Annotated in this window: 19 protein-coding genes; 11 read left to right on the forward strand and 8 right to left on the reverse strand. The window is 45.2% G+C overall.

Translation table 11 applies throughout. The features are described from left to right. Positions 1 to 2: 2 nt before the first annotated feature. Complete coding sequence (locus tag BC8716_RS11035) at positions 3 to 1,043, reverse strand: LacI family DNA-binding transcriptional regulator (RefSeq protein ID WP_094425657.1); 1,041 nt, start codon at positions 1,041 to 1,043, stop codon at positions 3 to 5. A gap of 361 nt (positions 1,044 to 1,404) precedes the next feature. Here BC8716_RS11035 and BC8716_RS11040 point away from each other — a divergent pair, with 361 nt between their 5' ends. The 10 genes from BC8716_RS11040 (at position 1,405) to BC8716_RS11080 (ending at position 13,130) form a co-directional block, all read left to right on the forward strand. Then, a complete protein-coding gene (locus tag BC8716_RS11040; RefSeq protein ID WP_094425659.1) occupies positions 1,405 to 3,318 on the forward strand; it encodes a heavy metal translocating P-type ATPase in 1,914 nt (637 codons plus the stop codon). Between the two features lie 176 nt (positions 3,319 to 3,494). Continuing rightward, positions 3,495 to 5,588 carry a BglG family transcription antiterminator gene (locus BC8716_RS11045; protein ID WP_257392258.1) on the forward strand — a complete coding sequence of 698 codons (2,094 nt, stop codon included), beginning with the start codon at positions 3,495 to 3,497 and terminating at the stop codon, positions 5,586 to 5,588. A gap of 12 nt (positions 5,589 to 5,600) precedes the next feature. After that, positions 5,601 to 6,095, forward strand: coding sequence for a PTS sugar transporter subunit IIA (locus tag BC8716_RS11050; protein WP_094425660.1), 495 nt, complete (start codon positions 5,601 to 5,603; stop codon positions 6,093 to 6,095). Then, on the forward strand, positions 6,092 to 6,376 hold the full coding sequence (locus BC8716_RS11055) for a PTS sugar transporter subunit IIB (RefSeq protein WP_094425662.1): 285 nt from the start codon (positions 6,092 to 6,094) through the stop codon (positions 6,374 to 6,376). The genes BC8716_RS11050 and BC8716_RS11055 overlap by 4 nt, the downstream gene beginning before the upstream one ends. Positions 6,377 to 6,409: 33 nt before the next feature. Further along, positions 6,410 to 7,669, forward strand: a complete 1,260-nt coding sequence (locus tag BC8716_RS11060) for a galactitol-specific PTS transporter subunit IIC (RefSeq protein WP_094425664.1) — start codon at positions 6,410 to 6,412, stop codon at positions 7,667 to 7,669. 26 nt (positions 7,670 to 7,695) lie between these two features. Then, positions 7,696 to 8,724: a zinc-binding dehydrogenase gene (locus BC8716_RS11065; protein ID WP_094425666.1), complete on the forward strand. Its 1,029-nt coding sequence runs from the start codon at positions 7,696 to 7,698 to the stop codon at positions 8,722 to 8,724. 26 nt (positions 8,725 to 8,750) lie between these two features. Further along, entirely contained in the window at positions 8,751 to 8,903 is a 153-nt protein-coding gene (locus BC8716_RS22490) for a hypothetical protein (protein ID WP_169715938.1), read from the forward strand. A 21-nt stretch (positions 8,904 to 8,924) separates the two neighbouring features. Further along, complete coding sequence (locus BC8716_RS11070; RefSeq protein WP_094425668.1) at positions 8,925 to 10,010, forward strand: galactitol-1-phosphate 5-dehydrogenase; 1,086 nt, start codon at positions 8,925 to 8,927, stop codon at positions 10,008 to 10,010. Between the two features lie 458 nt (positions 10,011 to 10,468). Then, positions 10,469 to 12,091: a ribosomal protection-like ABC-F family protein gene (gene abc-f / locus BC8716_RS11075; protein ID WP_094425670.1), complete on the forward strand. Its 1,623-nt coding sequence runs from the start codon at positions 10,469 to 10,471 to the stop codon at positions 12,089 to 12,091. Positions 12,092 to 12,815: 724 nt separating this feature from the next. Beyond that, a complete protein-coding gene (locus BC8716_RS11080; protein ID WP_035203069.1) occupies positions 12,816 to 13,130 on the forward strand; it encodes a hypothetical protein in 315 nt (104 codons plus the stop codon). Positions 13,131 to 13,271: 141 nt separating this feature from the next. On the opposite strand, the gene BC8716_RS11085 is transcribed toward BC8716_RS11080, so the two are convergent. The 7 genes from BC8716_RS11085 to BC8716_RS11115 form a co-directional block, all read right to left on the reverse strand. Beyond that, on the reverse strand, positions 13,272 to 13,835 hold the full coding sequence (locus BC8716_RS11085; RefSeq protein WP_094425672.1) for a YdhK family protein: 564 nt from the start codon (positions 13,833 to 13,835) through the stop codon (positions 13,272 to 13,274). Between the two features lie 170 nt (positions 13,836 to 14,005). Next, complete coding sequence (locus BC8716_RS11090) at positions 14,006 to 14,926, reverse strand: S66 peptidase family protein (RefSeq protein ID WP_094425674.1); 921 nt, start codon at positions 14,924 to 14,926, stop codon at positions 14,006 to 14,008. 226 nt (positions 14,927 to 15,152) lie between these two features. After that, positions 15,153 to 16,613, reverse strand: coding sequence for an N-acetylglucosamine-specific PTS transporter subunit IIBC (gene nagE / locus BC8716_RS11095; protein ID WP_094425676.1), 1,461 nt, complete (start codon positions 16,611 to 16,613; stop codon positions 15,153 to 15,155). A 230-nt stretch (positions 16,614 to 16,843) separates the two neighbouring features. Continuing rightward, positions 16,844 to 17,677, reverse strand: coding sequence for a PRD domain-containing protein (locus BC8716_RS11100; protein WP_094425677.1), 834 nt, complete (start codon positions 17,675 to 17,677; stop codon positions 16,844 to 16,846). 208 nt (positions 17,678 to 17,885) lie between these two features. Further along, a complete protein-coding gene (locus BC8716_RS11105) occupies positions 17,886 to 18,539 on the reverse strand; it encodes a hypothetical protein (RefSeq protein WP_094425678.1) in 654 nt (217 codons plus the stop codon). A gap of 4 nt (positions 18,540 to 18,543) precedes the next feature. After that, entirely contained in the window at positions 18,544 to 19,149 is a 606-nt protein-coding gene (locus BC8716_RS11110; protein WP_094425679.1) for a response regulator transcription factor, read from the reverse strand. Then, positions 19,146 to 20,267: a sensor histidine kinase gene (locus tag BC8716_RS11115; protein WP_157730422.1), complete on the reverse strand. Its 1,122-nt coding sequence runs from the start codon at positions 20,265 to 20,267 to the stop codon at positions 19,146 to 19,148. Before BC8716_RS11115 ends, BC8716_RS11110 begins: the two co-directional genes overlap by 4 nt. A 316-nt stretch (positions 20,268 to 20,583) precedes the next feature. Here BC8716_RS11115 and BC8716_RS11120 point away from each other — a divergent pair, with 316 nt between their 5' ends. Further along, positions 20,584 to 21,846, forward strand: coding sequence for an MFS transporter (locus BC8716_RS11120; RefSeq protein WP_094425681.1), 1,263 nt, complete (start codon positions 20,584 to 20,586; stop codon positions 21,844 to 21,846). Positions 21,847 to 21,925: the final 79 nt, after the last annotated feature.

The raw sequence follows: 21,925 nt of genomic DNA on the forward strand, positions 1-21,925 counted from the left end.
CATTACGTGCACACAATAGCTGGATTTCTTTCTAGGATGTTAAGAGCCGCTTCACACATCGTTCCCATCTTTGAACGAGTGTAGGCGGCTTTTTTTAACAAATCAGCATGATTAATAATGCCGAGATCGGCTAACGCTTCTTGAAAATAGCCGAGTTCTGCTTGATGGCTAGTTGGGCAATCTGCAGCTAATATTATGTGGCAGCGGGCAAACGTGGCAATGATCCAAAAAACGGCCTCACGGTGGTGGCCTTCGTCAATCAGTTTTTCTGTGCCATCTACTGCCAGCGGGCGTGCTTCTAGTGAAATGTCAGAGCTAAAAAAGAAAGCTGTTTTTTTCAGCTTTACCGTCATGTCAAACGTATGGGCCAGTGCCGTTAAATGGCGCTTGGCCTGTTTGGCATCCATGTGTTGGCAACCTAGTTGGCTAAGCAAATGCTCAAATACGTCCTCCAGTTGGTAAGAGGTGAGCACCTCTTTTGCCGCTAAATAACGAAGCCGTACAGTAGGGTTGCGTAAGGCGGCGACAAGAAAAAGATGGGCGACGACACCAGTCGGGAAAAGCCAGTTCATGACAAGTTCGTGAAACGGTTTTTCAACGTGAAGCTGTTCTAGCCCTCTCTCTGATTTTGAACGGACATCGTCAAGGCGGCGCTTGACCCATTTTTCTTGGCAAAATTGCCGTGACACTTCCTCTTGCAAAGGCTTTAGAAACCCTTCTTGGTCAACGATAATCGTATCGGTTTGAAAGGCATGGGCGATATGGTAGTGTGACAGGACGATTTCAGACGATGACAGCGCCTTTTCAGGAATATAAGAAACTTCTAGTAAAACGCCTTTATAGCGAAATTTGCCGATTTTTAAAGGAGGCTCCTCTAAAGACGTGACGACCATGATGTCTAAGTCTGAGTGAGGCGCCAAGTACGAAGTATCTGCCTGTTCAGCGGCGGAACCACTAAAATAAGCTCCTTTGAACCACTTTTTTCCCTCGGCATATGCCCATACCCATTCACGAGCAATTTCCTTGGCTTTCCATACTTTCATCAAGCATTCCTCCCTTTCTGACTGCTAGGCTTCGCGAGAAAGTCGTTTTTTCCTCTATGAAAATTTTAAAATCAGCATAAACACATACTCTTCCAGGCGGCATGTAAGACGATAGGCTAACGTTCGCATACGTTATTGTTTGCGCCAGTCACACATTCTATTTGCCTCTTCATTCGCCTCCCTTTATTTTTAAAATAGAATAACATTTTAATGATAATTATTATCATAAGAAAATCTTTATAATTATATGGTATACTTAGTTTGGAACGAATATAAAGCTGTTTTTAAGGACTTAAATGAAATAGAGAAAACGATATTCATTCTCAATTAGTTAAAATAATTGAAAAGAGAGGGGATTATAATGGCTGCCACTACAGAGAGACTTGTGATCAATAACCGAAGGAACTGGTTTGGAAAATGGAGGGACCATGCTGAACTACTTGCAGCACTTGCATCCGGTGTGCTGATCGTTGTTGGCTGGCTCCTTGACAGCTATGGTCTGGGCGCTGCTGCTATTCCTGTATATTGCGGCGCTTTTATGATCGGCGGTTATGCAAAGGCAAGGGAAGGCATTGAAGAGACGTTTAAGAACAAACAATTGAACGTGGAAATGTTGATGGTATTCGCAGCGATTGGCGCGGCTATAATCGGTTACTGGGCAGAAGGAGCGATCTTAATTTTTATTTTCGCTTTAAGCGGCGCTTTAGAGACTTATACAATGGACAAAAGCCATAAAGAAATTTCGGCGTTGATGAAATTGCAGCCAGAGGAAGCTGTCCTGCTTGAAAGCGGCCAAGAAACGATTGTGCCAGCCGCGAAGTTGCGAATTGGCGATTTGATTTTAATTCGGCCAGGGGAACGTGTGCCAGCGGACGGAAACATCATAGAAGGAATGACTGCTTTAAATGAAGCGGCTATTACAGGGGAAGCAATCCCTGTTACGAAAGCAGTCGGGCAAGAGGTATTTGCTGGAGCATTAAATGTGCAAGGCTCAGTGGTCGTAACGATAACTAAGCCGATGGAAGAAACAATGTTTCAAAAAATTATCCGCATGGTACAAACGGCAAAAGAAGAGAAATCGCCTTCGCAACTATTTATTGAGCGCTTTGAAGGACTCTATGTGAAAGTGGTGTTAATCGCAGTGGCGCTTGTGGCGCTGTTGCCACCCCTCCTATTTGACTGGACTTGGCTGAATGCATGGTATCGAGCAATGATCTTGCTTGTGGTTGCCTCGCCTTGTGCACTCGTCGCTTCCATTATGCCAGCGGTTTTATCGGCGATTTCGGCTAATGCGAAACGGGGCATTTTATTTAAAGGCGGTGTCCATGTGGAGCATGCCGGCAAAATCAAAGCAATTGCGTTTGATAAGACAGGAACGTTGACAAAAGGGAAACCAGAAGTATGTGATTTTATTTTACGAGAAGGCGCTAATAAAGATGATGTACTCCTTCATGCGGCTTCAATCGAGCACCATTCTACCCACCCGTTGGCAGAAGCCATTGTTGCTTATGCGAAGGAAAATGGCAGTACTAGGCTGTTAAACCCCATCCTAGTGCAAGATACGCCTGGAGCTGGCGTGAAGGGCCGATTTGATGATGGAGAATGGCGGGTAGGCCAGGCTGCCTTTGTAGGTGAGCAGGAAGCGGAACATTTTCAAAATGGAGTAGCGAAGAAGCTAGCGGCTGAAGGAAAAACGGTTGTGTTCATTCAAGACACTAACGGCATTGCCGGTGTGCTGGCGCTTAGGGATGAAATCCGCCCAGAAACGCTTGCTGCAATGAACGCATTACAAAAACAGGGGATTCAACTTGTGATGTTGACAGGTGATGGAGAGGAAACGGCGCAAGCAATTGCAGAACAAAGCGGGGTGGACCGTTATGTGTCCCGTTGTATGCCAGACAAGAAAGCGGAGGAAATTAAGCGTATACGCCAAGAAATAGGGACTGTCGCTATGGTCGGTGACGGCATTAACGATGCCCCTGCTTTAGCAGCGGCTGATTTAGGAGTCGCGATGGGCGGCGGCAGCGATGTAGCGTTAGAAACAGCTGATATGGTCTTAATGAAGAATGAATTGCCCAACATCGCTGACGCAATCAAACGGTCAAAAAAAATGAACCGTATTGTGAAGCAAAACATTGTTTTTTCGATTGCCGTTGTCCTTTTGCTCGTGCTTTCCAACTTTATGCAAGTGTTGGATTTGCCACTCGGTGTCATCGGCCATGAAGGAAGTACGATTTTAGTCATTTTAAATGGCCTTCGTTTGCTAAATGGGTAAAGGCTGCTGAGTTTTTAAGCTGTATTAGTTTGAGTGCAGTTTCGACTTTGTCGACAATCTTAAGCCGGTTCGCATAGGGAACCGGCTTTTTTGTGATGACGATGTACGCATCCAAACGTTGTACAATTTGTGCTCGCAAAGTTGTGATGAAAGCGCATACTTTTTAGGCGGCAACGATGATAGAATGGACGTTGAAAGGAGGGGCTGCATTGACGCTTAATGGTCGAAGCCAGCAAATACTCAATGAAATCGCAAGCAATCGCCGGGTCACGAGCGCAACGATCGCCAAGAAATACGGCCTTACCCGCAGGCAGATCAGCTACGCGATTGAAAAAATCAATGAGTGGCTGCAAAGGGAGCATATCCCTGAAATCGAGCGGACAAGGCAAGGCCATTTTATTGTTGATCAATCCGTTTTTTCAAAGATTACGGGGAAACAAGATTACCAGCTTCCAGATGGACAAGGGTTTTTAACCGAGGAGCAGCGCGTCCACTTTATTTTATTAATGCTGTTGGCAAAAAAGGAAGAGCTGTCACTGCTCCATTTTCATTCCCAGTTAGGTTACAGCAAGAACACCATTTTAAATGACTTGAAAAAAGTGCAAGAGTTTGTATCGCCATTCCAATTGGTGGTTCGCTATTCACGGAAACATGGTTACTTGTTGGAAGGCAAAGAACTGCAAATCCGAAAATTGCTGATTCACTTAACGGAAGTGGTTGTACAAACGCAGACGGGCAGACGGCAACTTGAAATCGGTACAGACATTGGAAAACATGAAATCAGCGAAGTCCATGCCCGCATTGAGAAAGTCGAACAGAAGCTAGGCATCCAATTTACAGACGAAAAACTGATGGCAATGCCTTATATTTTAACGCTCGTTTTAAAGCGAATTGGCATCGGACATGTGTTGCCGCCATTTCCGATCGAATACGATGAACTCTCAGATACGAAAGAGTACCAAGCAACAGAGGAAATTTTCCGCCATCTAAAAGACGTGCCTAAGCAGGAGCGGCTATTCGTAACGCTTTACTTGCTGACGACAAGCCGTTATTGGACTGAATGGGTAAATGCGGAGGAGGCGCTGCCTGATTTAGTGCCAGCATTGGCCGATGTTTTAAGGCTATTTGAAAAAAGCGCCTGTATTTATTTGCAGGAACGGGATTTGCTGTTGAAAAAGTTGATTCAGCATATTAAGCCCGCGTACTACCGCATGAAATATGAGTTGACAGCAGTCGAAGCCGCCAAACCAACCCTTCCTGACGAATATAAGGAATTGCACCATCTAGTCAAGCGCAGCCTTGGGCCGCTGGAACGGCAATTAGGGAAGCCGATGCCAGAAGCGGAAAAAATGTATGTGACGATGTTAATTGGCTCCTGGATGATGAGGCAAGGGGAGAGCATTCATAAGAAAATAAAAGCGATCGTTGTCTGTCCGCAAGGTGTTTCGGTGTCTGGCTTTATGTTAAAGGAGTTAAGCGAGCTTTTTCCTGAGTTTGTATTTTTGGATTCTTTATCGGTTCGTGAATTCCAATCGTGTGATTTGGCGTTTGATTTGGTGTTCTCGCAAACGCCTCTTGAAACAAATAAAAGGCTTTATATGACTAGCTCATTGTTAAGGAAAGAAGATAGGGCAAGACTACGGCGCCAAGTAATGGAGGACGTTTACGGCTATGCACCTGTTGAGTTCAATGTCAACGCAGTGATTGAGATTGTCCGAAACCATGCCTTGATCACAGACGAAAGCGGGTTGCAAAAACAATTGCAGCAATATTTCTTTCCTAATCATGAAGAGCGAATGCCTGATGGCCAGGCAGAGGAAAAGCAGAATCTCCAATCGTTCATCAAACCAGATTCGATCACGTTTGCCTCTGAAGCCCCTTCATGGGAAGAGGCGTTGTCTTTAGCTGCCCAACCTTTGCTCGATCAAGGGAAAATTGAACAAAGATATGTGGAGGCGCTAATTTCGAATAAAGAACGGGACCCATACATCATTATTGGCCCACACATCGCCATTCCCCATGCTTCCCCTGAGGAAGGCGCAATTGCGGCAGGAATGAGCTTACTGCATTTGCAAAAACCAGTTCTTTTTTCAGACGATGAATGGGTTCACGTCATGGTTGTAATTGCAGCCATTGATAAGCACCAACATATCCGAGCATTAAGGCAGTTGATTAAGCTTGCTGGTTCAAAAGAAGCTCGAAACCGGTTGATCGCAGCAAAAACAGAGACAGAAATAATGGAGCTCGTATCTTTTTATTCAATGGATTAGGAGAATAAGCAAATGGAGGTCACCATGCTAGTCGATGAGAGCACAATTTTGATCAATGTGCATGCGAAACATAAAGAAGAGGTTCTACAGCTCATGTCGGACAACCTCGTCGCCCACGGATTTGTAAACAAAAGTTTCACTGGCGCGGTGATAGCGAGGGAGCATGAGTTTCCCACAGGTTTGCCGATGGATGGGATGGCAGTAGCCATTCCCCATACGGATATTGAACATGTGCGCAAAAAGACGATCAGCATTGCCCAGTTAAACGAACCAGTAGAATTTGGCGTAATGGGCGGAACGGATTCAGAAAGAGTAACCGTCAAACTTGTCTTTATGTTGGCGATGGAAGAAGCCCATTCCCAGTTAACGATTTTGCAACAACTGATGAAGTTATTTCAAAACAAAGAAGCAATGACACAATTAGCCTATGCAACATCGAAACAAGAAATCAAAACGGTCGTTTTAAATCATTTAGGAACAGAAACTAAAGGAGGAAAATGTATATGAAACCAAAAAAAGTATTGGTCGCTTGTGGTGCAGGAATTGCGACATCGACAGTGGTAAACAGCGCAATTGAAGAAATGGCAAAAGAGAACGGCTTAAAGGTCAACTTAGTGCAGATTAAGATTTCGGAAGTAGGCAGCCATAAGGATACTGCTGACTTGCTAGTAACAACAGCGATGACGCAAGCGGACTTTCCTTTTCCTGTTATCAATGCACGCTCTTTTTTAACGGGCATCGGCACGGAGCAAACAAAAAAAGAAATCCTAGAAGCGCTTAAAGGCTAAGCAAAAAAGAGGGTTTTCAAGAGGAGGAACGTCATGGATGGGTTTGTCAACTTTATTCAAGGGTTCTTAGATTTAGGCGCGACCGTTATTTTGCCCGTTGCTATCTTTTTATTAGGTTTGTTGTTCGGGCAAAAACCAGGTAAAGCGTTTCGGTCTGGGTTAACGATTGGCATTGCCTTCGTCGGCATTTTTCTAGTCGTCGACTTGCTCGTCAACAATCTAGGCCCGGCTGCACAAGGGATGGTTGACCGGCTAGGTGTGGAACTGAATGTCATAGATGTAGGCTGGCCGGCATCTTCATCGATTGCTTGGGCTTCCATGGTGGCTGCTTTTATTATTCCGTTAGGTCTTTTGGTCAATGTGCTTATGCTTGTGACAAAAACGACAAAGACAATGAACGTCGATATATGGAATTTCTGGCACTATACGTTTACAGCAGCGATGGTATATGTGGCGACAAACAATTTGTTTTTATCTTTGCTTTCGGCTGTCATTTTTCAAGTTGTCTGTTTAAAAATTGCCGATTGGACGGCGCCGATGGTGAGCGAATTTTATGACTTGCCTGGTGTCTCCATTGCTACAGGTAGCACGATTTCCTATGCACCAGGCATCTTTTTAGTAAAAGGGCTGCAAAAGCTACCAGGCGTCAATAAATGGAACGCTGACCCAGCGACGATTGAAAAACGGTTTGGCATTTTAGGAGAATCGATGTTCATAGGCTTAGTTCTCGGTGCTGCCATTGGCTTGCTTGCTGGCTATGGCATTGGCGATGTGATCGATATTGGCATTGCTATGGCTGCAGTAATGGTGCTGATGCCGCGAATGGTTAAAATTTTAATGGAAGGGCTCTTGCCGATATCGGAATCGGCCCGCGAATGGCTAAACAAACGTTTTGGCGACCGGGAAATTTATATCGGCCTTGACGCCGCCGTCGCACTCGGGCATCCGTCTGTTATTTCAACTGCTCTTATTTTAGTGCCTATTACAGTGGCTTTAGCAATCATTCTTCCTGGCAATGCCCTTTTGCCTTTTGGCGATTTGGCTACAATTCCGTTTATTGTTGCGTTTATCGTTGGCGCTGCCCGAGGCAATATCGTCCATTCAGTCATCGTGGGAACGATTATGATCGCGATTTCGCTTTATCTGGCCACAGATGTTGCCCCATTATTTACGCAAATGGCGATGGAAGGGAACTTTACAATGCCGGAAGATTCGGCACAAATATCCAGCATTGACCAAGGAGGCAATCTAATTAACTGGATAATCGTTCGTTTATTCGGTATATTCAATTAATATTACAAAAAGTAGGAGGGCTAGAATTGAAAGCATTAGTAAAAACAGCACCTGGATTTGGACATGTTGAACTCCAAAACAAGCCCGAACCTGCTCCAGGGGAAAAGCAAGTCAAAATTAAAGTCAAATATGCAGGCATTTGTGGGTCCGATATCCATACGTATGAAGGCCATTATAAAGTGGCCTTCCCAGTAACACTTGGCCATGAATTTTCAGGAGAAATTGTTGAAGTCGGGCCTGGTGTTCAATCCTTTAAAGTAGGGGATCGAGTGACCTCTGAAACCACTTTCTCTGTTTGTGGGCAATGTTCCTATTGCCGAACGAAAGACTACAATCTTTGCAACGAGCGCAAAGGGCTTGGTACCCAGCAAGATGGCGGGTTCGCCGAGTATGTACTTGCCCGGGAAGAGAGTTTGCACCTTTTGCCAGACAATGTTGATTTCCGTTCAGCAGCGATGACAGAACCGTTAGCCTGCACGCACCATGCGCTAGCGAAAACAACAATCAACGCAGGCGATTTGTGTGTTGTCATTGGTCCTGGCCCGATTGGCTTGCTTGCTGCCCAAGTGGCGAAAAGCAGAGGCGCAAACGTCATGATAACTGGGCTCAACCATGACAAAATTCGTCTTGAGAAGGCACGTGCCCTTGGGATTGATTACGTCGTCAATGGCGAAGAAACCGATGTCGGTGAAGTCGTGAATGAACTGACAAACGGCAAAGGGGCCGATGTGGTGCTTGAATGTTCTGGGGCTGTAAAAGCAGCCAATCAAGGGCTAAAGTTATTGCGGAAAAAGGGGCAATATAGCCAAGTCGGCATCTTTGCTGCTTCAGAAATTCCCTTTGACCTCGAAAAAATCATTCAGAAAGAAATTTGCGTCATTGGCAGCAGAAGCCAGAAGCCAGCTGATTGGGAACCTTCTCTGCTGCTTTTAAAAACAGGCAATGTCAACGCTCGCGATCTAGTCACCCATGAATACAAGCTTCATCAATGGAAGGAAGCTTATCAGGCGATAAAAAGCGGAGAAGCGATAAAAGTGCTTTTAAAACCAGAGTAAAGCAAAAACTGCAACGGAGGGACAGAATGGTTGAACATTTGCTAGATTTTATGCTTGGGCCGCTTAGAGGACTGGGGCGCTTTTATTTTGAACACCAACTCATCTTTAATACGCTTATTGTGGCTATTGCGTTCGCCAACATCGTCCGCCATAAAAAAAAGCCACAGCATAACGAGTAAAGCGATTTAGGAGGAAGGCGAGTGGAGGCTTTAAATTTATACGGCACAGGCGATATCCGCTTTGAGCAATCGCCAAAGCCAACGATCGCCAATGGCAATGAAGTCATCGTCCGCGTGGAAACGGCAGGGATTTGCGGATCAGACTTATCCCGTTATAAAAAACTAGGGCCTTATATTTCCGGGACGACGTTTGGCCATGAATGTTCAGGTACAATTGAGGAAGTAGGCAGCAATGTCAGCCATCTAAAGGAAGGAATGCGAGTCGCTGTGTGCCCCGCTCTCCCGTGCGGCGAGTGCACCCAATGTCGGCAAGGGGCTTTTTCACGATGCCCGTCGCTAACCGTTATCGGAGCTGTCCAGCCAGGGGCGTTTGCAGAATATGTGAAGTTGCCTGCTGAAAATGTCCTCCCATTGCCGAATGAAATCGATGCTGATACGGCAGCGTTCATTGAGCCGGCTGCTGTTGTGGCACACGGTTTTTACAAGACGGCGATCGAACCAGGAGCAGATGTGGCCATTATCGGCTGCGGAAGCATCGGCTTGCTTGCCATTCAATGGGCAAAATTGTTTGGTGCCAGATATGTATACGCAATTGATATCGATGAACAAAAATTAAAAGTGGCCAAAGAACTTGGCGCCGACCAACGAGTGAATCCACTTGATGGCCCAGTGCATGAACAAATTCACGATTTCACTGCTGGAGAAGGGGTAGATGTGGCGATTGAAGCAGCGGGCACTCCGGTTACTTCTGCCCAAGCATTAGCATTGCCGAAGAAAGGCGGAGAAGTTGTTTTTCTTGGGATTCCATACGGGGACGTGACAATCGAGCGTTTTTACTTTGAAAAAATTGTACGGAACGAATTGCGTGTCCATGGTTCTTGGAATGGGCTGTCCGCCCCATTTCCGGGCAAAGAATGGAAAACGGCGATTCACTCTATGCAAACAGGAGCAATACAAGTAAAGCCTCTCATTACACACCGGTTGCCTTTATCCGATGGGCCATTTGTTTTTAAGGAAATGGCCAGCGGTTCCCCTGGGTATATAAAAACGTTGCTTTACCCAGGAAAAACGGGGCCAAAAGAACGAGCCATCAATCATCTGAAATAGCGTTTGTTCGCCAAAGTATGTCAAGACGGTTCGATTTCCCAGGAAATAAAGGCGAATTTTTAGAGATAAACAGTTTTGATGATGAACGAATGTAATGGCGTTGGAGTTAAGCCCTGGCTCTTATGCCTGTTAACTAATTTTTTCTTATTTTCGTGTGGGCAGTTGACAGATTGGCTTTCATATGCCATGATAACGTCAAATAAAAGAAAGGAAAAGGTACCTCAGCCAATGAAGCAGTAATTCTATCTACAAACAGTAATTAAACATCCATTGAACGAGCGTTTATGTCCGCTCCATGAATATGGCGATTAATTATGTTTAGAGATGGGATTCGTCTGCTTTTTTGATAGAGGTGCACGTATACTGCGATTTTTTCTGCCCGTATAGGCAAAAGTAGGTCGTCGTATGCGCACATTCCTGCGGACGGACTCTCTCTAACATATAGAGGGGGTTTTTTTATGTTGTTAATGAAAGCAAAAGAGATTAAGAAAAGCGTTGGTGCACGGGAACTGTTGAATATTAAGGCGCTCTATCTTTATGAAGGCGACCGGGTCGGGCTTGTCGGAAACAATGGCGCAGGCAAGTCGACGCTTTTGCGCATACTGGCCGGTGAGGGGAAGGCTGATTTGGCGACTGTTGAAACGTATGGCTCAGTCGCTTATGTGCCCCAGCTAGAAAACGAAAATGAGGCAGTTGCAGGAGAGTTGGCCAGCAAATGGCATGTCCCAGATGGAAGCGTCCAAACAATGAGCGGCGGGGAACAAACACGTAAAAAAATTGCGGCAGCTTTAGCATCCGATCCGCATATTTTTATTGCCGATGAGCCAACGAGCCATTTGGACATCGATGGAATCGAGCAACTAGAGAAAGAGCTAACGGCTTTTAATGGTGCAGTGCTGTTAACTTCCCATGATAAAGTATTGGTTAATAAAGTGTGTACGACGATTTGGGAACTGGAAGATGGCTGCCTCACTGTATATGAGGGAAATTACGATCATTATCTTAAGCAAAAACAGGCCAACAAGCAAAAAGCACACAAAGAATACGAAGCATTTGTCCAAGAAAAGAACAGGCTGGAGCAGGCAGCCAAACAGATCCAAGCAAAGTCTGCGAAAATTAAGAAAGCACCGAGCAGGATGGGCAATTCAGAAGCACGGTTGCATAAACGGAGTTCAGGTGTTCAGAAAGCAAAGCTAAACCGCGCTGCTGAAGCAATGCGGACGAGAATCGAGCAGCTTGAAGTGAAAGAAAAGCCGAAGGAGGTTGAGCCGATTCGTTTTGATATGGCACAATTTCCTATTCTTCATAGCAAACGAGCGGTCCAATTCCAAGGCTGCCCTGTACAAATCGGCGCCAACATTCTAAAAGCAAACGTTCATGGAGAAGTGCCGACAGGGGCTAGGTTGGCGATTATTGGACCGAACGGATCGGGAAAAACAACGCTTGCCCGGCAAATTGCTGACCGCAGCGGCGGCTTGTATGTAGCAGCACCAGCTAAGATCGGATTTTTTCAACAGCAGCAAGAAAACTTGCACGAAGGAAAAACCGTTTTAGAAAATATGATCGAAGACAGCCCGTATACACAAACGTTCATCCGCACAGTCTTGTCAAGGTTGGCATTTTCCAGAGACGAAATCGATAAGAAAGCGGCTGTGTTGAGCGGCGGTGAGCGAGTACGGGCTTCCCTTGCCAAGGTCTTCCTTTCAAATTGCAATGTCCTTGTCCTTGATGAACCAACGAACTACTTGGATATCGCGACGAAGGACTCACTGTTAGAAGTGCTGAAGGCCTACCCTGGGACGATTTGCTTTGTTACGCACGAACGAGCACTGATTGATGACCTAGCGACCCATATCCTTTCCTTCGCTGACGAGGAACCGACCGTAACAATGGTTGCGCCTAATAAAAAAGAGCAAAAACGAGACAGCGCTGAAGAAGTAAAAGCGGCCTTATTGGCAGTTGAACTGAAATTGTCGGAAACGCTCGGTCGCCTTTCGACAGCAGTCAATGAGCACGAAAAGCAAGAACTGGACCAAACCTTTCAGCAGTTGCTTGCTGAAAAAAAGCGGCTTTTGCAGTGAAGAATTGCAAGTTGACTCAAGCAGGTTTTGCGCAAAACCGTGTCGGTATGTAAAAAAGGATTACGGGTTTAAATAAAATACGGGAAAGCATCGAAACTGGGTGAACCATTAAAAGGTTTACCCAGTTTTTTGTATGGAAGAGGAACAGTCCAAAATTCCCTTCCGTTAAAACGTTGATAGGATGCTAGGGAAGATCAATGATTGAATAAGTGCACGTGCGGATTTATGTAATTTTTTTATTGTCATTCTTATAGGTTGATTGCTTAGTTAAGGGGGAAAATCATATATAACGGAGAGTTAGTTTAATGACGATGCATGAAAATAGTAAACTGGTGATTGGTACAGGGGATTACAACAACAACCCAACATGGTTGCAAACTCAAAAAACAGAATTGAGTTTATTAAGGCGAGTAAATTGAAAGAAAAAGTTTGCACCCCGTACGATAAGCGCAATTTTGGCGTTTAAGGGCGGGAATCTACGGGCTTTCATTATAGATGGCGATGTGGAAAGTGCTCTTCAACCGAAATGTAGTGGTTTTTCATCGCCGTTTCAGCTGGTCATTTTGAATAGAAGAATGTTCGCTCGTTAGCTAGCTTCAGCAAAGGAACATAGCCGATGTTTGAATGATGGCGGGCAGCAAAAACTATGCTACAATACGTGATAAGTGCCCACGATGTTCGCTACTCGCGGTGTACTTATTTTAACTGTAAGGCGGGACAACCGATGTATTCTTTTGTGCTTCTGCTCGTATTGATCGCCGTTTTGTGGTATGCCTATCAGAAAAACAAAGAAACGTTCAAACAGCTTTCAATTGGGCAAACTGCCGGTGTTTTCGTTGCGTATGGCGCTGCGGTCGCTATCATTGTGGCTGCGCTCTATTATGTGGTGCAGCCAGTAACGGAGCCGATTGCCAATGAGCTGCTAAAGCTAGCTGCTCGCTTTGGGTTGCTCATTATTGTATTGTTTGTTTGCATGTTTTTCCTAGAAAAAGTACTTAAAAAGATTACGAATGGCGCCTTTCCACCAAAAAGGAGATAAGCTACGTTCTACACGATTTATTCGTACATCGTAGGAAGGAAGAGTCAATTCCACTCATTAAGCGGGAGGGCATCCCGGTCTTTTAGCAACCACAGCCCTTGCCAAGCAGCAATTGGGCTATGGTTGTGGGTTGATAGGCGATTACGGTGACCGCAATTCTTCTTCTGTTACCCATTTATGGTTTTGTACTCTTTCGCCATCTGCCTCAAAATCAACCATATAAACCGTTGTCTGTTCACTTGAATCAATGACTGCTTCGGCTCCATCCATCCCTTCCATATGATCGGCGTTTATTACAACCGTATCGCCAGGAGCATAAGCTTCCTCTTTATAACCTTCCAACTCTTCATGTATGACCCATTTATGGTTTTCAACAGGTGCTTCCCCCGTCGTTGACGTATACGATACAGCATAAGCCGTTGTTGTATAGGCGCCGACAATGGTCGCTTCCGTTCCTTTCATTCCTGGCATATGGTTAGCTTCCATCGTTGCTTTGCTCCCGACTGGATAGGAAGGATTGTCTGCTTCCTTTAAGCCTTCAGGTACTTCACCAGAACTTGAATGGTCCCCATGGTGGTTCTCGCTGTTGTGGTCGCCTTTCTCTTCATGAGCTGGTTGTTCAGGCTCTAGGTTGTCCGAACCAGCACCGCAACCTGCCAAACTAACGGCCAGTGCAGTACTTGTTATTAGTAATCGTTTCCTCATCAAAATGCCTCCTTTTCCATTCTCTTTTCATATTATACCCTATAGGGGTATATGAAAAACACCCTTTTTTCAGAGAGATCCTGTTTTAGATAGAGGCGGAAGTAGAGAAAGTGGAAAAAGAAGCTCGCCCCATTTTGAGGCATAAGCTTCCTTGTTGAAATGGGGATAGTTTAACTCACGGTATTTTCCAAAATCGTAATCCGCCCGTTTGTTCCGTCTACTTCTACTTCTGCTCCGATTGGCACACTGGCTTTGTAGTAACCATGTCCTGATTGAAGATTCGTGACAAGTGGTTTGCCTAAAGGCACAAGAAAACCGGAAATCAATTCGTCATAGCTTGTGTTGTAGGCGATCGGGCAGCTCGTGCATGTGCCCATAATAATCGCTTCGCAATCAGCGAATTTGCCAGCAGCTTCGAGGTGTGCCAAATAGCGGTAGACAGTATTGACTGGTTCATGCGTATCTTCTAAAAAAATGACTTTTCCGGCTGTATCAATTTCATAAGGCGTGCCAAGGCTGTCAACAAAAGAGGTGAGGTTGCCACCAACAAGCGGGCCTCTTCCTCTTCCATTAACGAGGCCGTTAAGCGGGAAGCCAGGTGGGTTTTCTAGAAGGCGTGGGCTTGATGGCATCATGGTTGACGAGAAGAACTGGTTGAAATTGTAGTCAGGCGTGCCGTTTTGAAAATCAAGCAAAAGCAAACTATGGAAGCCAATCAAGTCTGCATCCTGGTAAAGCACGTTTAATAAAATCGTAATGTCGCTATAGCCTGAAATGATTTTTGGATTGGCGCGTATGGTATCAAAATCAAGGTATGGAAAAATGCCAGCAACGCCTACGCCGCCTCGTGTCGGCAAAATCCATTTAATCGAAGGGTCTTCGATCATCGTCATAAAATCACTGGCGCGGTCTTGTGGCGGACCAGCTAAAAATCCGGTACGGGCATAGACATGTTCGCCGAGCACAGGCTGGAAGCCGAGCCCCCTTAAGTAAGCAACATTCGCATTTATCGCATCATCAGAGCGGGGGCTACCAAGAGCGACGATCCCAACTGCATCCCCTTGCTGTAAACGCGGTGGTTTTTGGGCCATAGTATACCTCCTTTGCGGCGTCCTTGCTTTTGCATGTATATGTGGAGGAGGCCTGCACAAAGAACAGCAAATCACGACCATTTACATCCAAACAAGCGAAAGCCCTGCACACTAATTAGTGCAGGGCTCAAGCGCACACGTTCATTTGTCTCGTGTATGCTTTGCAATTGTTGCTCAACAACTTCCTTTGAGCAAAACATGTTTCTATAATTAGTCTGAGTCGATTTTAACGAGTGCGGATTTTCTCGATTTCGTCAGCGACAAATTGTACATGTGGGCCAATAATGACTTGAATATTATGGTTGGATACGACATTAATGCCAGGAATGCCGGTGCGTTTAATTTTTGTTTGGTCGACTTGAGCCATATTTTTGACTTCAACACGTAAGCGGGTGACACAGTTCTCAATTGAGACAACATTACGATCACCGCCTAGTCCATCATAGATCATGGCCGCCATCGCTGTATACTTGCTCTTGTCTTGAGCGTTTTCAGTATCCTCTGGCACTTTTTCTTCATCGTTCTCCTCTTCACGCCCAGGCGTCATCAAATTAAATTTGACAATCGTAAAGCGGAATAGCGCGTAATAAACGACAGCAAAGCCAAGCCCTTGCACAAGCAGCATCCATGGCTGGTTCGCTAGCGGCAGCCTTGAGCTTAAAATAAAGTCAATTAGTCCGGCGCTAAAGCCAAATCCAGCTGTCCACTGAAAATAGGCGGCAATGGCCAACGATAAGCCGGTAAGCACCGCGTGTATTACATAAAGAACAGGTGCTACAAACATAAACGCGAATTCAAATGGCTCGGTCACACCTGTGAAAAACGAAGCAAATCCTGCAGCGAGTAGCAACGACGCTGTTTGTTTTTTGCGTTTCGTTTTCGCCGTATGGTACATTGCTAGCGCTGCGGCTGGAAGACCAAACATCATAACTGGAAAAAAGCCAGCTTGGTACATGCCTGTAATGCCTTTTTCACCGCTTCCAGACCAGAAATTCGCAATGTCATTGATGCCAGCAACGTCAAACCAAAAGACGGAATTTAAGGCATGGTGAAGACCAGTTGGGATGAGAAGGCGGTTAAAAAATCCATATACACCAGCGCCTACATAGTGCAAGTTGCTAATCCACGTTCCAAATGTGACAAGGCCAGAGTAAACAAATGGCCAAACAATAAAAAGAACGGCAGAAATGAGCAACATTGAAGCTGCCGTCATAATCGGCACGAGCCGTTTTCCGCTGAAAAAAGCAAATGCGGCCGGAAGTTGGACATGGCTGAAACGGTTATACATCATAGCAGCGACAATACCGGATAAAATCCCAATAAATTGCGTCTGAATCGACCCAAACGCAGCATTGACGTTTTCGGGGTCCGAGCCTGTCAGCAATGCAACTGAATCGGTAGACAACAAGTGGGTCACAACGAGGAAAGCAACGAGCCCGCTTAGTGCAGCTGACCCATCACGCTCCTTTGCCATACCTAAAGCGACGCCGATCGCAAACAAAAGGCCCATGCTCGGCCCGCTCACAAGAGATTCGCCTGCTGCAATTAAAAAGGCAGCGACGGGATTGCCTTCTCCCCATCCGCTCGGGTCCATCCAATAGCCGATTCCCATTAATATCGCAGCTGCAGGCAACACGGCAACTGGCAACATCAATGAGCGCCCTATGCGCTGTAAGTAATTCATCATTAACCATCCATCCTTTTTTAAAGTAGTGTTTGTTGTAACAGTCTTTTCAACATACTGATGGCAATAAGGAATGGCGGAGGTAGCGCATGGAACCGTAATGACTTAACGCCCCCAGCCAGCATGAATGGAATGATCTCCATAAAAAAATCCAAACAGCAGCATAAAACATGCTGCCATTTGGATAATGCCTGGTTTTTCCCAGTAACACGCCAATTGTCTATTAAGTTCGTTTAATAAAGCAAACGCCAAATATGCAACGTTAAATAGAGCTCTTCATTAGAGGAGAGTTCCCAGCCATACTGCTTATGAAGGATACGGCCAATTTTTGTTGCACATTGATAGGCTTTTTTGTATGTTCCTTGGATAAGTTCAATTAATTCAGGGTCAAACTGTTTGTATTCGACCTTCTCTTGGTGAAGCTGGCGTAAAACAAAGTACCTTAAATGCGTGAGCAGCCGCAAGTAATCAAATGATTCTTCATTTAGCTGGAGCTCGTAATCGAACTCAATGATTTTGACAATCCGGTTGATCACTTCTGTCATTTTTACTGTTTCTTTCATGTGCCGTTGTTGCCCTTGGGCATTCACAAAATGGTACGTTAAAAACGACTCTTCGCTTTTCGGCAATAGCACATCTAATTCGTCAAAGACAATCCGAACCGCTTCTTTTGCAGCCTTATGCTCCTTTGGGTAAAGGCGATCAAGCTCCCACGGATGGGAGTGGGGGTAATCGATGCCATCTAACGTTCGCTGAATCGCGTAATTGAGATGGTCGGCCAGCGCTAAAAACAAATGGTCGCTTAACTGAACGCCAATAATCGTTTCTGCTTTACGGATCATCGCCGCTGCCACTTCGAAAACAGCAACGGGAATGTTGTCAATTAACTCTGAAAAGGGGTGAGTGCTAGAGCCTGCCGCCGAATATTTTTTAGTGACCAATGTATCATCAATCGCGTCGCCTTTTTTGCGGTTAAAGCCAACGCCTGTTCCAATGACAACCCATTCTAAGCCAGCAGCATCCTCCACCAAAGCAATATTGTTATTAAACGATTTGATGAGGTTCATGCGATGCCTCCCTAGCCATCAGAGCGGCCATAGCTGATGCCTGATCGGATCAGTAACACGTACGACCTTGTTTGTACGTATTATAGTACATGAAAGCATTTCCGTAAATAGCGAGAAGTGGAAGTGAATGCTAGCTGTAGTGCAAAGGGACAGCATTTCTTGCAACCGCAGCCACTATCGGGGTACTGTCCGCTAAATAGGTGGCTAGCTAGGAACGTTTCGGCCAAAATGTATAGGACCATGAATAAATTGTGTCGATCAAGAAGATCACACCCCAAAGCATGGAAATCGAGTGGATCGTTTCATTCGGATAAGGGCTGTTAGTTGGATTGTACGATTCGCTGCTTAGCCAAGACAAATCGCGTACATAAGAAAGCGCGTCGTCCCAATTGTTCGTACCAAGTGCGAAAAACACCGTTTGCGCAATGAGAAACACCAGCAAATGGGCAAAGGAGGAACGGCGGTACATCCGAGCTTGATAACTTGGATCCTTTTGTTTTGCGATTTGCTCCCGGTCTTTGTCTGTAAGCAAATCAATGCCCCGCAAACGGCCAATTTTTTGTTTCATCCAACGGTCAAGCTTTTTAAAATCTTGGACGCCAAACGTGACAGCGTACAGGACAAAGACCGTAATAATGATTTGCAATGTTGATAATTCACCAGTTTCTTTGTACAACAGCCAGCCAAGCCCGGCTTCCAACGCAGTGATGCCAACAAATAAAAAAATAAAGATCATGCTGGTCCCCCGTTTATCAAGGCCGTAACGGGCCACGCCAAACAAAAGCAGGCAAACGAGCGAAGCAAGTTCCATTGCAATAAAAAGCGGTGCGGCAAATTCGACAATTCCCTCTATTGCATTCATGCCCTTATATCCATCCTTTCTCTTCTGCGATCCGCAATGCGTCGTGGCGGTTAGTCGTTTCAAGTTTTTGCATCGCAGATGATAAATAGTTGCGGACTGTTCCGAGGGAAAGGTGCATGGCAGAGGCGATCATTTCTGTGCTTTCGCCATTGCGCACTCGCCCGAGCATTTCTTGTTCACGGTCATTTAATGGGTTTGGCTGCAAACGAAACAACATGTTGCTAAGTGCTGGAGAGATGACGTGTTCACCAGCTACAATGCGGCGGATCGCTACAATCAATTGATCAATCGGGTCATCTTTAAGCAAATAGCCGTCCACACCAAGTTTCATCGCTTGTTCAATATAGCCTGGTCGCGAAAAGGTCGTTAGCAGCGCAATTTTCCCTTTGAATCCGTGCTGTTTCATGTATTTCGCTGTCTCGAGCCCTGTCCCATCAGGCATTTCGATATCCATAAGGAGCAAATCTAGTTCCCAAAGGCCGGGAAACGAGCGGACTGAGGCGCCGCTAGAAACCGCTCCGGCAACATGGATGTCTTCTTCTAAGTTAAGCAGTGACTCAAGCGCATTGCGCAAAATCGTTTGATCTTCAGCAATTAATATTTGAATCATTTTCCTTCTCCTTTTACGTGTACAGTTGGGACGGTTAACGTAACCGTTGTCCCTAAATCGATGCCGCTTTTCCATGTACATGTACCGCCAACAAGGCGCATACGTTCTTTCATTGAAGCGATGCCGTCGCCCTGTTTTATGTCAGGGGATCCGATTCCCACTCCGTCATCGTGAATGTGGCAAACAAGCTCGTGTTCTGTATGGAAAAACGCCAATTCCACTCTATCAGCGCGGCTATGTTTATAACAGTTTACAAGCGCTTCTCGAATCGACAATGCCACCATGGTTTCAACCACTTCCGAAAGTGTAGGGATTTGTTCTTCACCGCGGACAGAAAAGGTGGTGAACGTTCCTTTAAACAACGTTTTCGCATGGTCGATTTCAGGCTTGATTTCGATATGCTTTAAACCAGACACCACCTCGCGGACTTGCTTGGCAGCGGAACGTGCTGTATCAAGGACATCCTCCATTTCCCGTTTGGCTGCTACGGGATGGCTGTCTGCTAATCGCATCGCCAGTTCGCTTTTAAATTTAATGACGGCAAGTGTGTGGCCTAGCGTATCGTGCAAATCTCTAGCAATCCGGTTTCGTTCTTCTTCTTTCGCAAAGGCAGCAAGTTCTGATTGGGCACTAGCGAGATCTCGTTCGAGACTGTGGGCTCGTTTCATATAGCGAATCGTTACTGGCAAAATGAGTTGTAAGAATAAAAAAGGCGCATAAACAGTCGTCAAAAACGAAAGAGGCTTGCCTGTTGTGACCGTAAAGACAGCCAGATAACTGGACGTCAAGAACAACATTGACAAGCACAAGTAAGGCCAAAAACGGACTCTGCCACTTACATCGCTAAAAAGAAAAAGATAAATCAATAAGCTGTGATCAATCAATATTGCGGCAAATGCGAACAGACAAATGCCGGCGGCGCTCGCAGCGACAAAGCGCCAATCCTTCCACCATAGTGCTACATAATAAGCAGCTAAAATAGCCGCAAAACAAAACAAGCGTAGCAACAAAGGCAGTTCGCTTTCTAACGTTAACAAATTAAAAAACAAAAAAGTAAACACGAAAATATCAACGAAAAGATAACGTTTCATTTGTTCCCGGGGATAAAGTCGGATCATAGGGAGGGCTCCTTTATAGGCAATCCCTTTTATTATAGCGCCTTTATAGATTAAGCGATAACCGGCTAGAGTGCTATTCATAGGTGTCATTGTTTTTTTATGACAGCTGTCATACGCAAATCGATTTAAAAAAACGTTGTGATTTAAATTTTTAAATTGTATGATAGAACGTAAAGAAAAAGCTGTTGTGTGATCAAAAGAAGGGCGGTCTCGCTCGCTCTCTGCTTTGACAGTAACCTTAACCTCCACATTCCATTGATGCATGCATTATGTAAAAGATGGGAGGAACAAAAAGAATGATGAAGAGGGGACGTAAATGAAAACACGATCATTTTTACATGAAAGAAATTTTATGATTTTGCTTTCTGGCGTGTTTATTAATGGAATTGGTGCAGGCGTTTATGCGGTTTCGGGTATGTTGCTTGTCCTCTATTTGAGCGGAAATGTCTTTTATTCAGGTCTCGCTTATTTCGCAGTAACATTGGCAAATGCGTTGGCTTTCTTAATCGCGCCATTTGCTCGATACGTCACGTACAAAAAAGGCTTAATCGTATGCGAAGTGTTGAAGTCCGCATTGCTATTTACACTACCACTGTTCTACGCAACGATTGGCCTGAACGTTTATTATGTTATCACACTGCTATTTGCGGTTTCTTTGCTAGCCAAGTTTACATACCCAATCGAATCAACGATTATGCCGATTATTGTTGGTAAAGAAAACATTATTAAAGCAAATGCGTACTTGCAAACGGTGAGGGAAGGAATGGGTATCGCTTTTGTTGCTGGCGCCGGTGTTCTTGTTGCTTTTATTGGCCCTGTTCAAGCAACTTTGATTACAGCGGTTTGCCATTTGTTATCATCATTAACGTATACATTATTCCGCTTTAGACAAAACACTCTCCCTCAAGAAAGACAAGGCGTGAAACAAAGCGTGGTCGCCTACAAAACAGATTTAAAGGCAGGGATGACGTATATTTCTCAATCGCTTATTCCAAAAATGATTGGGTCGATTATCTTTATTAATTTGGCGATGGGCGTGATGGTTCCGAATTTGCCTGCCTTTACATTAATGAAAGGCAATAGTGAAGCCATTTATGGTTTTTATTTGGCTGGATTGTCACTTGGCGTCATGATTGGCACACTGATTACTCCGAAAGTCAAAGAATGCCGTTTCGGGCTGTTAACGGTCATTGGTTTTTGTAGTACCGGCATTGCCTGGCTTGGTACTGCTTTTCTGCCCGTTTACTTTTCTTTGCCTTTCTTCTGTATCGGCAGTATCGCGATTGGCATCTTCAATATCCTCCTTTTTTCTTCCATCCAACAACAAGTGGAAGAAGCAATGATTGGCCGTGTCGTGACAGTCATATCCAGTGCAGCAGCAGTCGGTGTGCCGATTGGTTCCCTTATAGGTGGGGCGCTTGGCTCTACCTTTACCCCCGTCTTGCCTGTGGCGCTTTGTGGGATAGCGATGTTGTTATTTAGTACCAGCTGGTTGGTTCACCCAGTCCTCCGAAAGCTTCCTGCCATTGAAAAGGCCTCTTTGTTTGTTCGTAAGCCAACCCATAGTCAATCGGTGTAGAAAAAACATGGTTGTGATTCAGGAGAAAGGAAAAAGGAAACGAATTGCTTTGCTGCCCAAGGAGAGTCCCTTCTCTTTG

The sequence above is a fragment of the Shouchella clausii genome, from assembly GCF_002250115.1.
Taxonomy (GTDB): Bacteria; Bacillota; Bacilli; order Bacillales; family Bacillaceae_D; genus Shouchella; species Shouchella clausii.